Here is a 14,321-nt window from a genome sequence, read left to right as displayed (position 1 = left end):
CCGGATGCGCGTGCTGCTGACCGGGCACCAGGGCTACCTGGGGAGTGTGATGGCCCCGGTGCTCGCCGCCGAGGGCCACGAGGTGACCGGGCTCGACTCCGGGCTCTTCGCCGGACGCGTGCTGGGCCCCGTGCCCGACGACCCGCCCGGATACGCCGTCGACCTGCGGGACGTCACCCCCGGGCTCCTGGCGGGGGTGGACGCGGTGGTGCACCTCGCCGCGCTGTCCAACGACCCGCTGGGCGCGCTGGCGCCCGAGCTGACGTACGACATCAACCACCGCGCCGCGGTGCGGCTGGCCCGGCTGGCCCGCGAGGCGGGCGTGCGCCGGTTCCTGTACGCGTCCACCTGCTCGGTCTACGGCGCCTCAGGCTCCGAACTGGTCGACGAGGACGCGCCGCTGCGCCCGGTCACCCCGTACGCCGACTCCAAGGTCCGTGTGGAGAACGACCTGCTCAAGCTGGCCGACGGCGACTTCAGCCCGGTGTTCCTGCGCAACGCCACCGCGTTCGGGTTCTCGCCCAGGTTGCGCGCGGACATCGTGCTGAACAACCTCGTCGGGCACGCGCTCCTGTCCGGGGAGGTCAGGGTGCTGTCCGACGGTACCCCGTGGCGCCCGCTGGTGCACGCCGCCGACATCGCGAACGCCTTCGCCATGGCGCTGACCGCCCCGTGCGAAGCGATACACGCCAGGGCCTTCAACGTCGGCACCGAGGAGAACAACGTGACGGTGGCGGAGATCGCCGCCGAGGTCGCCGAGGCGGTGCCAGGCTCCCGGGTCGTGATCACCGGGGAGACCGGGGCCGACCCGCGCTCCTACCGGGTCGACTTCTCCCGGATCCGGGACGCGCTCCCCGGCTACCGGCCGATGTGGACGGTGAAGGCGGGCGCGGTCGAGCTGGCCGAGGCGTACGGGCGGCTCGGCCTGACCGAGGACGGTTTCCGGCGCGACTTCACCAGGCTGGCGTGGCTGTCGGCCCGCCGCGAGGCCGGAACCGTCGACGGGTCGCTGCGGCCACGCGGGGCGGTGAACGGTGACGGGTGACACCGGCGGCACAGATGACATCGGCGGTACAGATGACACCGGCGGCCGGGCTCCGGAGGCGGTGAGCGAGGTGCCGGAGGAGGGGGGCGGCGGCGAGGGGCGCGAGATGCATGCCCTGGTGGAGCGGCTCTACCCGCTCTGCAGGAGCATCACCGGCGACGGCGTGCGCCGCACCCTGGAGATCATCGGGGAGTCCCTCGGCCTGCAGGTCCGCGAGGTGCCGACGGGCACCCAGGTCCTCGACTGGACGGTGCCCAGGGAGTGGAACATCCGCGACGCCTACGTCAAGGACGCCTCGGGGAACAGGGTCGTCGACTTCGGCGCCTCGAACCTGCACGTGGTCGGCTACAGCGTCCCGGTGTCGGCCACCATGACCCTGGACGAGCTGCGCGGGCACCTGCACACGCTCCCCGAGCAGCCCGATCTGGTCCCGTACCGCACGAGCTACTACGCGGAGACGTGGGGCTTCTGCCTCGCCCACGACACCCTGGAGGGGCTCCCCGACGGGCCGTACGAGGTCATGATCGACTCCACGCTCGCCGACGGGCACCTGACCTACGGCGAGCACGTGGTGCCCGGCAGGGTCGCCGAGGAGGTGCTCGTCTCCTGCCACGTGTGCCACCCCTCGCTGGCGAACGACAACCTGGCGGGGATCGCGGTGGCGGTCCGGCTCGCCCGGCGGCTGGCCGGGGCCGACCCGTGGTACACCTACCGCTTCCTGTTCGCGCCGGGCACCATCGGCGCGATCGCCTGGCTGGCGCGCAACCGGGAGCGCGCCGGGCGGATCAGGCACGGCCTGGTGCTGGCCTGCGCGGGGGACCGGGGCCCGCTGACGTACAAGCGCAGCAGGCGGGGCGACGCCGGGATCGACAGGGCCGTGCGGCACGTCCTGCGGAGTTCGGGGCGCCCCCACACGGTCGTGGACTTCTCCCCTTACGGCTACGACGAGCGGCAGTTCTGCTCGCCCGGCTTCGACCTGCCCGTCGGCTCGCTCACCAGGACCCCGTACGCGGGCTACCCGGAGTACCACACCTCCGCCGACGACCCGGCCTTCGTCTCCCCCGAGGCGATGGCCGACACCCTGGAGACCTGCTGGGAGGTCACCCGGGTGCTGGAGGACGACCGCGCGTACCTCAACCTCAGCCCGTACGGGGAACCGCAGCTGGGCAGGCGGGGCCTGTACGGGTCGCTGGGCGGGCGCAGCGACACCAAGGAGGCCCAGATGGCGATGTTGTGGGTGCTGAACCTCTCCGACGGGAGGCACAGCCTCCTGGACATCGCGGAACGGTCCGATCTTCCCTTCGGTGCCGTGGCGGAGGCGGCACGGGCCCTTCGTGGTTCGGGACTTCTCAAGGAGTGTTCGCTGTGACGCGGTTCCAGGTCGTGACGGGCTCCCGGGCGGGCTCCGGGGTGGGCGGGGCGCTCGGCCTCCGGGTCGGCGAGACGGTGGAGGTGCTGAGCGAGGCCGAGATCATGGCCACGCTGGACGGGAAGGGGGAGCTGGACGAGCTGCCCTTCATGCCGGAGATGCTCGCCTTCTGCGGGCGGCGGCTCACGGTGCACAAGGTGGCGCACAAGCTCTGCGACACGATCAGCAGCAGCGGCATGCGGCGGATGGAGCGCGCCGTCCACCTGACCGGGGCCCGCTGCGACGGGCAGGCGCACGGCGGCTGCCAGACGGCCTGCCAGTTCTACTGGAAGGAGTCCTGGCTCAAGCGGGTGGATCCGGACTCCCCCGCTCCTCCCGTCACGGCCGTCGGTCTCGCGGCGGGCAGGCCGCTGCTGCCGATCCTCCAGGCCGCCACCAGGAAGGAGCCGGGACCCGACGGGGAGGAGCGCTTCTCCTGCCAGGCGACCGAGCTGCTGCGCGCCGCGCCCACCTGCCTGCCGTTCAAGGACGTCGGGCAGTACGTCGCCGACGTGCGCACCGGGAACGTGGGCGTGACCTGGATGCTGCGCTCGTTCCTCGTCGGGCTGTTCAACCGCTTCCAGCAGGTCAGCAAGCGCGTCCTGCCCAGGCGGCTGTGGATCAGGGGCGGGATGCGCTGGGGGTTCGTCAGGGGCGGAGCCGGGCCGACCACCCCGACGCGGACCCTGGACCTGCAGCCCGGAGAGCTCGTCAGGGTCAGGTCCAAGGAGGAGATCCTCAAGACGCTCAACGACGGCCTGCTCAACCGCGGCATGGGGTTCGAGGAGGAGATGTCGCGCTACTGCGGCCACGTCGCCCGGGTGAGCGCCCGCGTCGAGAGGTGCCTGGACGAGAAGACCGGCCGGATGCTGACGATGAAGAACCCCTGCATCATCCTGGAGGGCGTCATCTGCGCGGGCGCGTACAACGTCAGCTGCCCGCGTGAGTTCGTGCCGTTCTGGCGGGAGATCTGGCTCGAACGCGTCGAGGAGCCCAGGTGAACGGGTCGTCCCCCGAGACAGACGGCGAGACCGGTTCGAGTGATTCGGCCGGTTCGGACGGTTCGGCCGGTTCACCCGGGTCGGCCGGTGAGCAGGTCGGGACGATCGGCAGGAAGGCCGGTCGCGGGCTGCGCTGGAGTCTCCTGGGCAACCTGGGGACGAAGGCGACCACCTTCGTCATGGGACTGGTGCTCGCCCGGCTGCTCGTGCCGGAGGACTTCGGTCTCTACGCCATCGCGCTCGCCGCGACCACCTTCGTCATGCACGTCAACGACGTCGGCATCATCGCCGCCACCGTGCAGTGGCGGGGCCGGGTCGAGGAGATGGCGCCGACGGCGACGGTGATGGCCGTCGCGTTCAGCACCGGGATGTACGGGATCTTCTGGGTGGTGGCCCCGTACTTCGCGGAGCTGGCCGGCAGCGCGGAGGCCACCCCGGTGGTCCGGCTGCTCACCGCGATCATCCTCATCGACGGCGTCACCGCCGTGCGGGCCGGCTCGCTGATGCGCGGGTTCGGGCACGACAGGCTGACCAAGGCCAACATCGCGGGCTCGCTGGTCAACGCCGGGGTGGCCGTCACCCTCGCCGCGAACGGCGCCGGCGCCTACAGCTTCGCCGTCGGCCAGGTGGCGGCCAACACGGTCACCGGCGCGCTGGTGCTCGCCTGGGCCGGGCTGCCGTTCCGCCTCGGCTTCGACCGGGAGGTGGCGGCCAGGCTCCTGCGGTTCGGGGCGCCGCTCGCCCTGGGGCTCGGCATCGAGGCGGTGCTGATGAACGCCGACTACGTCATCGTCGGCGCCGTGCTCGGCCCCGTCGCCCTCGGGTTCTACCTGCTGGCGTTCAACGTCTCCAGCTGGGTGCCCAGCGTGATCGGCACAGCCCTGCGGTACGTCACCGTGCCCAGCTTCTCGCGGCTCGCCGAGCAGCGGCCGGAGTCGCTGTCGCTGGGGGTGCAGCGCTCGGTGCCGTTGCTGGTCGCGTTCGTCCTGCCGGTCGCCGTGGTGACGGCCACGCTGGCCCCGGCGATCGTGGCGTTCCTCTACGGCGAGAAGTGGGCCCCGGCCGCCGGGGTCCTGGCGCTGCTAGCGGTCCTGATGGTCGTTCGGATGCTCACCTCCCTCGCCTTCGACATCCTCACCTCGGCGGGCGCCACCAGGGCCACCGTGTGGATGAACCTCGGCTGGGCCGTGGCGCTGGTGCCCGCGCTGTGGGCGGGCACGCACTGGTACGGCATCCGTGGCGCGGCGATCGGGCACGCGCTCGCCGGTGTCCTGGTCGCCCTGCCGATGGCGGCCCTGGCGCTGAGCCGCGCGGGGGTGCGCCTGGCACCCGTCCTGCCCGCCCTCGTACGCCCGCTGCTGGGCGCCGTGGTCGCGGCGGCCGTCACGATGACGCTCGCCGGTCTGCTGGGGGGGTTGTCGGGCGGACACCCGGGCGGGACGACCGCGGGCTCCGCGCTCGTCCAGCTCTGCGTGGCCGGTGGCGGGGGACTGCTCGCGTACCTCCTGATCGCCGTGCCCGCGGCGCGGCTCAAACAGCTCGGCGCGCGGGCGGTCCCCGCCCGCGCCCGCTGACCGTCCACGGCCCTGCGAGAACCACACGATCCACGAGAGGAGAGACCGGATGGAGAACGCCGACACGCTGGTGTCCATCGTGCTTCCCGTACGCAACGGGGCCGGGCGGATCGAGGGCGCGATCCGTTCGGTGCTCGGCCAGGACCACGAGCGCCTCCAGCTGGTGATCTCCGACAACGCGTCCACGGACGGCACCGAGGAGATCTGCCGCGACCTGGCCGCGGCCGACCGCCGGATCGTCTACCGCAGGCACCCCGAGAACGTGGGCCTGTTCGACAACTTCGTCCGTACGACCGAGCTGGTCGCGGGCACGTTCTTCCGCTGGGTCGGCGACGACGACCGGCTGGAGCCCGCGTGCGTCTCCCGGTCCCTCCAGGCGTTCGCGGAGGACGAGCGGCTCGTCCTGGTCACCACGCAGGTCGCCTACACCGGGCCCGACGGCACCGTCACCACCGCCCCCCTCGACGGCTCGGGGCTGGCCTCGGACGACCCGGTCGAGCGGTTCGCCGAGATGCTGCGGCTGCTCAACGAGAGCCACCTGCTCATCGACCCGCTGTACGGCACGCTGCGGCGCAACCCCCTGGCGGGAATCCCCCGGCGCAACATGCTGCGCGAGGACGAGGTGTTCGCGGCGAAGCTCGCGCTGGCCGGACCGTGGGGGCACGTCCCCGAGGTCCTCGCCCACCGCAACTGGAAGCACGACACCCTGTCCGCGATCGCCCGCCGCCTCGACGTGCCGCCCTGGCGGGCCCGCTGCTCCAGCGTCCTGCAGTGCGGGGAGCTGTTCCGCTGGCTGCGGGAGGCCGACCTCACCCCCGACCAGCGCCGCCGCGCCCGCGCGGCCGTCCTCGGCATGTACGCGCGCCGCCAGCGGCTCACCGCGGCCCGCCGGGGCCGCAGGCTCGCCCTGATCGCCTCGGGGCTCGTCCCCGGCGGGCGGTGAGAGATGCCCCTTCACGAGGCAGGCGCCGAGCCTGCCGGTCCCGTCCGTCCCGGTGATCCCAGATCAGCGATCCCAGACCAGTGATTCCAGAAAGGAGAACCCCGTGACCACCGTCTTCTCCAACAGCGTGGTGGACGACGACACGCGCAGGGAGCAGCTCTACCAAGGGCAGGTCTTCGTCTACTCGGCGACGCCCGCCTCCGCCCGGCTGGCCGCCTTCGCCAGGGAGCTGATCGCCGAGGCGTTCGGCGAGCGCGACCCGGAGACCGCCCAGTTCGACATGCCGGTCGAGGAGTTCGCCGAACTGCTCGCCGGGCTCAAGCCCCGGTTCATCCATCACCCCCGGTGCAAGGAACTGCTGCCCGCGGTGCTTGAGGAACTGGGGTGCGACCTGGACCTCACCTACTTCGACGTGCCCAGGCTGCGCACCTCCACCTCCCACGACTACCTCACCTCCGGCATCTCCTACGCCTTCCACCCGCACCGCGACTGCTGGTACTCGGCCCCGTTCAACCAGCTCAACTGGTGGATCCCCGTCTACGAGGTGGTCCCGGAGAACGTGATGGCCTTCCACCCCCAGTACTTCGGCAGCCCGGTGCGCAACGGCAGCGCCCGCTACGACTACGCGGAGTGGAACAGGACCAGCCGGCTCACCGCCGCCCAGCACGTGCGCGGCGACACCAGGGACCAGCCCCGTCCAGAGGAGGCCGTCGTGCTCGACCCGCAGGTGCGGGTGGTGCCTGAGCCGGGGGGCGTCATGGTGTTCTCCGGCGCCCAGCTGCACTCCACGGTGCCCAACACCTCGGGCAGGACCCGCTTCAGCATCGACTTCCGCACGGTGCACATCGACGACGTACGCACCCGCCGGGGCGCCCGCAACGTGGACGCGGAGTGCACCGGTACCACCCTGCGTGACTTCGTCCGCTCCTCCGACCTCGACCCGATGCCGGAGGAGCTGGCGCTGGAGTACGAGGAGGAGGCCCTGACCAGGGTCGGGTGAGCGGCCGGACCCCCGGCCGCCGCCACACCGCGGCGACGCCATGTGACGTCCATGGCGACGCCCGTCGTGACAACAAGGAGTTCGTGTGCTGCCACCAACACGCATCGTGTCCCGGGCGTCTGGCGCGCTCGGGGGAGCGGGGACGACGTAGTGGAGTTCTGGAAGACCATCCTCGACCTCGCCAGAAGGAAGCGGGTCGGGTTTCCGCTGGCCGGCCTGGCGCTCCTCGCCGCCGTGGTCGTCTTCTCCATGGTGCCCCCGCGCTACGTGTCGAGCGCCTCCATGGTGCTGACCACGCCTCCCGCGGGAGGGACGACGGACCCGGCCAAGCCGCCGGGGCGGAGCAACCCGCTGCTGCAGTTCAGCGACGGCCTCAGGACCACGGCGGGCATTCTCATCCTGTCCATGAACACCGAGGCGGTCGCGACGGAACTGGGCATCGTGAAGGACGGTCCCGTCACGGTCACGATCAACGACGGGCGCACCAACCCCAACATGCTGGGCATCCTCATGAACGGCCCGTTCGTGTACCTGGAGGTGGAGAGCGACTCCGCCGAGGTCACCCGTACCGTCATGGCCAGGACCCAGTTCCGTCTCAGGACCGAGCTGGTCCGCAGGCAGGAGGTGCTCGGCGCCCCCCGTTCCACCTTCATCGGTTTCGTCGAGGTGGTGCCCGCCGCCTACCCCGCGATGGACCGGAGCGGTACGTGGCAGGCCGCGGGCGGGGCGGCGTTCGCCGTCATCCTGCTCGGCCTCGGCACGGTGTACGCCGTGGAGCGCCGGAGGGTGTTCCGGCGGAGGAGGTCCGGTGACGGGCCGCCCGACGAGCCCCGGCCGGTCACGGACGCCACCCCGGCCCCGGCGGGCCGGTCCGGCGAGCCGCGTCCCGGTGACCTCTCCGGTGACCTCCCGGAAAAGGGCCCGGAGCATGAGGGCGACAGGGACGGCAAGGGCGGCGGGATCGGCGGGATCGGCGGGGACGGCAGGAGGCGCGGAGACCGCGACGGCAGGAGTGCCTCCGAGCCGCCGGTCACCGTGTATCCGGCGGAGGCGATGTTCCCTGCGTCCCCGGCGTCCCCGGCGCCCTCGGCGACACCCGGACGAGGACGACAGGTAGACGGAGACACGTAGCCGACGGCAAGCAGGCGACGGCAAGCAGGCGACGGCGACGGGCAGCGGCCGCGACAGGAACGCGACAGGAAGACGAGAGGAAACGCGTGGACTTCTGGGGGACCGTACTCATCGTGTTACGGCGCTGGTACATCGCCCTGCCGGCGTTCCTGCTGTCCATCGGCGCCGCGCTGGCCGTCTACTCGTCGATCCCCACCCTCTACGTCTCGAACGCGGTGCTCGTACTCACCATCCCGCCCACCGGCGGAAGCCTGCCGAGCAACCCCGAGCGCCCCAACGGGCTGACCAACCCCCTGCTGAACTTCGACTGGGGCCTCAGCATGTCCGCCTCGATCCTCATCCAGGTGATCAGCGCGCCGGAGACGGCGGAGGCGCTCGGCGTGCAACCGGAGGGCGACACCACCTTCACGGCCACCAACGGCAGCACCAATCCGGAGGCGCTGGACGGCGGGCCTTTCGTGTACATCGAGGGCACGAGCATGTCGCCGGAGGGGGCGCGGGACATCGTGACGCGGGTCAGGGACCGCGCGAGGATCGAGCTGGCCGGTCGCCAGCGGCAGCTCGACGCGCCCCCGGCGACCTACATCACGATGAACGAGATGGTGCCGCCGACGGAGCCGCAACCCCAGACTGGGGGGAAGACGCGCGGGGCCGCCGCCGCGCTGCTCCTCGGGGTGCTCGCGAGCCTCGCCGCGGTGTTCTCCCTGGAGAGCTTCCTGGACGCGCGGAGGCGGAGACGCAGGGTGCCCGTGGCGGCGTCCGGGGTGCCCGCCGCACCCTCCCTCCTGAGGCGGTGAGGTTCCCGTGGCCCGCACGCTCTCGGCCCCGGCCCCGACCAGAGCCCCGGCTCCCGTGTCCGTCGCCTCCCTGGACCGCCCCGGCCTGCGCAGTGCCGACGGGGCCACCCTCGCCGCCGCGTTCGCGGTGGTCCTGATGCTGTCCCCGGCACGACTGGTCTTCCGCGGCCTGCCCTTCTCGCTCACGCCCGCCGACGCGGTCGGCCTCTTCGCCGCGCTGTGGTGGTTCTGCGCGCAGCTCACCACCACGCTCGGCGCCGCCAAGGGCTCCAACCCCGTACGCACCGCGCTGTTCGTGTACACCGCGGCGATGCTGGCCACCTACGGGTACGCAAGCGCCGCCTACCTCCCGCCCGACGAGCTCGACATGGCCGATCACAGCATCGTCCTCGTCGTGGCGCTGGTGGGCATCGGTCTCGGGGCGTGCGACGGCATCCGGGGGCGGGAGCGGCTGGACTTCGTCCTGAGGTGTCTCGTGATCTCCGGCGCGGCCGTCGGGGTGATCGCGGCACTCCAGTTCGTGCTCGAATTCGACCTGACGAAGTATCTGGCCTTCCCCGGTTTCCGGTTCACCTCGGAGCTGCCGGCGATCCTCGAACGCAACACCCTGCGCCGGGTCGCGGCCACCACGGGACACCCCATCGAGCTCGGCGTCGTCTGCGCGATGATCATCCCTCTCGCGCTGCACTACGCGTTCGGCGCCCGCGACCGGGGTGAGCCCTCCCTGCGGTGGTGGGCCTGCTGCGCGCTGATCGGTACCGGCCTGATGTTCTCCGTGTCGCGGTCGGCGGTCCTCGGGCTCGGCGTCGTCAGCGTGGTGCTCGTCGCCGGGTGGCCCGCGCGCAGGAGGATGTGGGCGGCGATCGGCGGCGTGGGCTTCCTGGCGGGGATGAAGGTGGCCGTACCCGGCCTGATGAGCGTCTTCCTGGGGCTGTTCACCAGCCTGTCCAGCGATTCGAGCATCCAGTACCGGACCCATGACTACGCGGTGGCGGCCACCGAGATCGGGAACCACTTCTGGGTCGGCAGGGGACTGGGCACCTGGTACGCGCCCAAGCATCTGATCTTCGACAACCAGTACATCCTGTCGCTGGTGGAGACAGGGGTCATCGGCATGGCCACCTTCTCCGGGATCTTCCTGACCGGCATCTGGGCGGCGTTGCGCGTCCGCCGCCTCAGCTCCGACCCCGCCGTACGGGACCTGGGGCTGACCCTGGCCGCGTGCCTGGTCGTCCCCCTGGTCGGGGCGGCCACGTTCGACCTGCGCTCGTTCGCGACCGTGACGGGCCTGTCATTCCTGATCATCGGAGCCGCCGGCTCGCTGCTGCGAGCCACCCGGCCGCCGAGGGCTCAGGCCGCCCGGCCGCCGGAGAGGCCCGACGGGGAGTCCGGCGAGGCCGGTGAGTCCCGGGAGCCCAAGCAGGCCCGGGAGTCCGGGGAGGTCCGGGAGTCCGGAGAGGAGACTGATGAGAAGGCCGCCGAGACCGCTGAGACCGCCGAGACCGCCGGGAAGGTCACCCGGCCAGCCGGGCGCGCAGATCCGCCCAGGAGCCCGCGGCCAGGTCCCGCTCGCTGATCGCGGTGACCGGCAGCGGCCACCGGATGCCGAGATCGGGGTCGTCGTAGCGGACGGCGAGGTCCTCGGCGGGATCGTGCTCCCGGTCGATCCGGTAGCAGACGTCGGCCTGGTCGGTCAGTGCCTGATAGCCGTGCAACAAACCAGGAGGAACGTAGAGGTGGACGAACGTCTCATCGTCGAGAATCACCGACATCTGGCGGCCGAAGGTCGGCGAGCCCGGCCGGGCGTCGACGAGCACGTCGTGCACGGCCCCGCGGGCGCACCGGACGAGCTTGGCCTCCCCCCGGCCGCCCCGGCCGTGCAGGGCCCTGATCGTCCCCAGCCGGGACCGCGACTGGCTGTCCTGGACGAACGCCTCGGGCCGCAGCCCGTGGGCGGCGGCGAGCGCCGCGTCGAAGGTGCGGGTGAACAGCCCACGGTCGTCCCTGTACTGGGTGGGGACGAAGAGCAGGACATCGTCGATCTCGGCGCGTTCGACTCTCATGAGCCCATCTTTCCGACTCCCGCCCCTCCCGGCCACGAAGAAGCGGGAAACGGTACCGATCGGCGTACGGAGCTTCCGGGCCGTGCGGAAGCGGGAAACGGTACCGGCCCGCGTACCCCGGAGAACGTCCTTCTCGTGGGCCGGCCGCCCCTGCCGGTGGCGCCTTCGGCGACACCCGAGAGGTTCGGGGCGGGGTTCGCGCGTGTCCGGGTCGGGGCCGTCGAGGTCATGGCGGTCAGCGAGGCGGAGCTTCTCGACCACGTGACGGCCGGGTGGCGCCGGGGGCGCGGCGGCGCGATCGTCACCGCGAACGTCGACATCGTCCGCGCCGCCACGCGTGACCCCGCACTGGCGGACCTCGTCACCCGCTCCGAGATCGTGGTCGCCGACGGCATGCCGGTGGTCTGGGCGTCGAGGCTCGCCGGGTCGGCGGTTCCCCGCGGGATCAGCAGGATCACCGGTGCCTCGCTCGTACACTCCCTGACCACACGGGCCGCACGCGAGAACCGCTCGGTCTACCTGCTCGGCGGGGAGCCCGGCGTCCCTGAGGACGCGGCGCGGGTGCTCACCGGAGGCCGCCCGGGACTGCGCGTGGCGGGAACCTGCTCGCCCCCCTTCGGGTTCGAGAGCACACCGGAAGGGATGCGCGAGGTGGTCGAGGGGGTGGTCGCAGCCGCCCCCGACCTCGTCCTCGTCGGGCTGGGCTTCCCCAAGCAGGAAAGGGTCATCGAGGCCCTGCGGGCGGAGCTGCCCGACGCCTGGTACCTCGGCTGCGGAGCCGGGATTCCCATGGCGGCCGGACGGTTCAGCCGCGCCCCGGGGCCGGTCCAGCGGGTGGGAGCGGAGTGGCTGTACCGGCTCGCCCTGGAACCGCGCCGCCTGGCCCGCCGCTACCTGCGCGACGACGCCCCGTTCGCGATCGCCCTCCTCGCGGGCGCCCTGCGCACCCGCCTGACACCAAGGCGTCGCACATGACCCCCGACATCAAGGCGCCGCACATGACCCCCGACACCGAGGCGTCGCACATTACCCCCGACCCCGCGTCCGAGACATCTCACGCCGTGTCCGGAATCGAAGCGATGAGCGCCGATTCCCCGCCCTCCCCGCCCTCCCCGTCCCCCGGGCCCTCAGGCGCGACCACCATCCCCCCACGGTCCTCTCTCACGAGAAACGGCTCCGACATGGCTGTTCCAGACCGGCTCCCGCTGGCCGTAGTGATCGTCACGTATTCGAGCGGCAAGGTCGTCGAGGGCTGCCTGCGCTCGCTCGACGCGGCCCTGGCCGATGCCGGTCCGGCACGCGTCGTGGTGGTGGACAACGCCTCGGCCGACGACACCGTCGAGCGGGTGCGCGCGGTCGCGCCCGAGGCCGAGGTGATCCAGACCGGGCGCAACGCCGGTTTCGCCGCCGGAGTGAACGCGGGCATCGCCGCCGCGGACGGCTGCGACGTACTGGTGCTGAACCCCGACATCAGGCTCGCCCCCGGCTCGGTGCTCCTGCTCCGGCAGGCGCTCGCCCTGCCGGGGACCGGGATCGCCGCCCCCCGCCTCACCGGTGAGACGGGAACGCTCCACCTTTCCATGCGCAGGCGCCCCACCGTGCCGAGGGCACTCGGGGAGGCGCTGCTGGGCGGGAACCGGGCCGGGCGGATCCCGGCGCTCGGCGAGCTGGTCGTGGATCCGGCCGCGTACGACAGCCCGCAGGTGGTCGACTGGGTGGCCGGTGCGGCCTGGATGATCTCCCGCGCGTGCCTGGACGCCCTGGACCCGCTCGACGAGCGCTACTTCCTGTACTCGGAGGAGACCGAGTACATGCTCAGGGCGGGGGAGGCGGGGTTCGCCGTCCGGTACGAGCCCCGTGCCGTGGCCGTTCACCTCGGTGGCGAGCAGTCCACGTCGAGCAGGCTGTGGGCGCTGTCGTCGGCGAATCGGGTCCGGATGCACCGGGAGCGGTACGGCCGCCCGCGCGGGCAGCTGATGCGACTGGCCGTCGGGCTCAACGAGCTGGTCCGCGCGGTCGCCAGGGGCGGGGAGGGCGGGACACGGCACCGGGCCGCCCTGCGCCAGCTGGTCCCCCTGCGCGAATGGCCCCTCCTGCCCGAAGACTCCACGCCCCGGCCCCCGACGGCCTCTCCCGCTCGTACGGACGGAGCCCTCCGGACGGCGGAGAACCCCGTTCACACGACACCCTCCCCCGGCTACGTCTGCTTCTCGGCGCAGGACTGGTGGTACCACAACCGGGCGCACTCGGACTTCCAGCTCATGCGCTCGGTCGCCGCGCACCGGAAGGTCCTCGTGGTCAACAGCATCGGGATGCGCATGCCGATGCCGGGCAGGTCCACGCAGGTGCTGCGGCGCGTCGGGCGCAAGCTGCGCAGCGTCGCGATGCTCGTCAGGAGGCCGCTGCGGGAGCTGCCCGGCTTCTACGTGATGTCCCCGCTGCCGCTGCCCTTCTACGGGTCGCCGCTGGCCAGGCGGGTGAACGCGCTGCTGGTCAGGGCACAGGTGCTGGCCGTCTCGCGGGCACTGGGACTGCGCCACCCCGTGATCATGGTGACCATCCCCACGGCCTGGGACGTGGTACGGCCGATGCGCAGGCGCGCACTGGTGTTCAACCGCTCCGACCGGCACTCGTCGTTCCCCGAGTCCGACCGGCCGACCATCGAGGCGCTGGAACGCGGCCTGCTGGAGCGCTCTGACCACGTGGTCTACGTCAGCAACGCGCTGATGGGCGAGGAGAGCGGCGTGACCGGGGATCGCGCGCACTTCCTCGACCACGGCGTGGACACCGACCACTTCAGGCGGCGCCCGGAGAGCGAGCAGCCCGCCGACCTCCGCGCGATCCCCGGGCCGAGGGTGGGTTTCTTCGGCGCGCTGGACGGCTATCTCGTCGACTTCGACCTGCTGGAGCGGATCGCCGTCGAGATCCCCGGCGTCTCGCTGGTCCTGATCGGCGACGCGACCGTCCCGATGGACCGGCTCACCCGCCATCCGAACGTGCACTGGCTCGGATTCAGGCCGTACGAGCGGATCCCCGCGTACGGATCGGGATTCGACGTCGCGATCATGCCGTGGCTGGACAACCCGTGGATCAGGCATTCGAACCCGATCAAGCTCAAGGAATACCTCGCGCTGGGCCTTCCGGTGGTGAGCACCGATTTCCAGGAACTCGCGAACTATGCCGATCGCGTGCGGATCGCCGCGGACGCCGACCTCTTCCTCGACGCTGTTCGTGCGACGTTGCGCGACGGAGGCCTGCAGCCCGCGGACACCATACGAGGATCCGTACTCGGTGCCTCCTGGTCGTCGCGCGCCGCGCAGCTGATGGCGCTCGCCGAGTTGTCACCGGGTCCGCGATGA

The 14,321-nt window shown here is 72.0% G+C and carries 12 protein-coding genes; 11 read left to right on the top strand and 1 reads right to left on the bottom strand.

Features of this window, described 5'->3' with window-relative positions; all coding sequences use genetic code 11:
* Window positions 1–4 precede the first annotated feature (4 nt).
* The 9 genes from ACSC1Q_RS10855 to ACSC1Q_RS10815 all read left to right on the top strand — a co-directional run bounded on the left by ACSC1Q_RS10855 (window position 5) and on the right by ACSC1Q_RS10815 (window position 10,475).
* Window positions 5–1,045 carry an NAD-dependent epimerase/dehydratase family protein gene (locus ACSC1Q_RS10855; RefSeq protein ID WP_436758533.1) on the top strand — a complete coding sequence of 347 codons (1,041 nt, stop codon included), beginning with the start codon at window positions 5–7 and terminating at the stop codon, window positions 1,043–1,045.
* The gene (locus ACSC1Q_RS10850) at window positions 1,035–2,414 is read left to right on the top strand and encodes a DUF4910 domain-containing protein (protein ID WP_436758532.1); all 1,380 of its coding nucleotides are present in this window, start codon (window positions 1,035–1,037) and stop codon (window positions 2,412–2,414) included. The genes ACSC1Q_RS10855 and ACSC1Q_RS10850 overlap by 11 nt, the downstream gene beginning before the upstream one ends.
* Window positions 2,411–3,454: a hypothetical protein gene (locus ACSC1Q_RS10845; RefSeq protein WP_436758531.1), complete on the top strand. Its 1,044-nt coding sequence runs from the start codon at window positions 2,411–2,413 to the stop codon at window positions 3,452–3,454. The genes ACSC1Q_RS10850 and ACSC1Q_RS10845 overlap by 4 nt, the downstream gene beginning before the upstream one ends.
* Window positions 3,451–5,028 carry a lipopolysaccharide biosynthesis protein gene (locus tag ACSC1Q_RS10840; protein WP_436758530.1) on the top strand — a complete coding sequence of 526 codons (1,578 nt, stop codon included), beginning with the start codon at window positions 3,451–3,453 and terminating at the stop codon, window positions 5,026–5,028. Before ACSC1Q_RS10845 ends, ACSC1Q_RS10840 begins: the two co-directional genes overlap by 4 nt.
* 49 nt (window positions 5,029–5,077) lie before the next feature.
* Window positions 5,078–5,971 (top strand): glycosyltransferase family 2 protein, encoded by an 894-nt coding sequence (locus ACSC1Q_RS10835; protein WP_436758529.1) that lies wholly within the window; start codon window positions 5,078–5,080, stop codon window positions 5,969–5,971.
* 103 nt (window positions 5,972–6,074) lie between these two features.
* Window positions 6,075–6,971 (top strand): phytanoyl-CoA dioxygenase family protein, encoded by an 897-nt coding sequence (locus ACSC1Q_RS10830; protein WP_436758528.1) that lies wholly within the window; start codon window positions 6,075–6,077, stop codon window positions 6,969–6,971.
* Window positions 6,972–7,121: 150 nt separating this feature from the next.
* Window positions 7,122–8,102, top strand: coding sequence for a hypothetical protein (locus tag ACSC1Q_RS10825; protein ID WP_436758527.1), 981 nt, complete (start codon window positions 7,122–7,124; stop codon window positions 8,100–8,102).
* Between the two features lie 86 nt (window positions 8,103–8,188).
* Window positions 8,189–8,899 carry a hypothetical protein gene (locus ACSC1Q_RS10820; protein WP_436758526.1) on the top strand — a complete coding sequence of 237 codons (711 nt, stop codon included), beginning with the start codon at window positions 8,189–8,191 and terminating at the stop codon, window positions 8,897–8,899.
* A 7-nt stretch (window positions 8,900–8,906) separates the two neighbouring features.
* Window positions 8,907–10,475, top strand: a complete 1,569-nt coding sequence (locus tag ACSC1Q_RS10815; RefSeq protein WP_436758525.1) for an O-antigen ligase family protein — start codon at window positions 8,907–8,909, stop codon at window positions 10,473–10,475.
* Here ACSC1Q_RS10815 and ACSC1Q_RS10810 read toward each other — a convergent pair.
* The gene (locus tag ACSC1Q_RS10810; RefSeq protein ID WP_436758524.1) at window positions 10,414–10,962 is read right to left on the bottom strand and encodes a dTDP-4-dehydrorhamnose 3,5-epimerase family protein; all 549 of its coding nucleotides are present in this window, start codon (window positions 10,960–10,962) and stop codon (window positions 10,414–10,416) included. The two genes, ACSC1Q_RS10815 and ACSC1Q_RS10810, sit on opposite strands and share 62 nt — an antisense overlap.
* A gap of 135 nt (window positions 10,963–11,097) precedes the next feature.
* Here ACSC1Q_RS10810 and ACSC1Q_RS10805 point away from each other — a divergent pair, with 135 nt between their 5' ends.
* Together ACSC1Q_RS10805 and ACSC1Q_RS10800 are read left to right on the top strand one after the other, a co-directional pair.
* Window positions 11,098–11,937: a WecB/TagA/CpsF family glycosyltransferase gene (locus tag ACSC1Q_RS10805; RefSeq protein ID WP_436758523.1), complete on the top strand. Its 840-nt coding sequence runs from the start codon at window positions 11,098–11,100 to the stop codon at window positions 11,935–11,937.
* A 206-nt stretch (window positions 11,938–12,143) separates the two neighbouring features.
* Window positions 12,144–14,321: a glycosyltransferase gene (locus tag ACSC1Q_RS10800; protein WP_436758522.1), complete on the top strand. Its 2,178-nt coding sequence runs from the start codon at window positions 12,144–12,146 to the stop codon at window positions 14,319–14,321.

The sequence above is a fragment of the Streptosporangium heterodermiicola genome (genome assembly GCF_051390675.1).
Taxonomy (GTDB): Bacteria; Actinomycetota; Actinomycetes; order Streptosporangiales; family Streptosporangiaceae; genus Streptosporangium.
Note: the sequence above shows the minus strand (reverse complement) of the source record. Positions and strands in the feature narration are given on the sequence as shown.

Coding starts and splice junctions, on each gene's coding strand:
- ACSC1Q_RS10835 (WP_436758529.1), top strand. CDS start 5,078: ATGGAGAACGCCGACACGCTGGTGTCCATCGTGCTTCCCGTACGCAAC.
- ACSC1Q_RS10855 (WP_436758533.1), top strand. CDS start 5: ATGCGCGTGCTGCTGACCGGGCACCAGGGCTACCTGGGGAGTGTGATG.
- ACSC1Q_RS10810 (WP_436758524.1), bottom strand. CDS start 10,962: ATGAGAGTCGAACGCGCCGAGATCGACGATGTCCTGCTCTTCGTCCCC.
- ACSC1Q_RS10800 (WP_436758522.1), top strand. CDS start 12,144: ATGGCTGTTCCAGACCGGCTCCCGCTGGCCGTAGTGATCGTCACGTAT.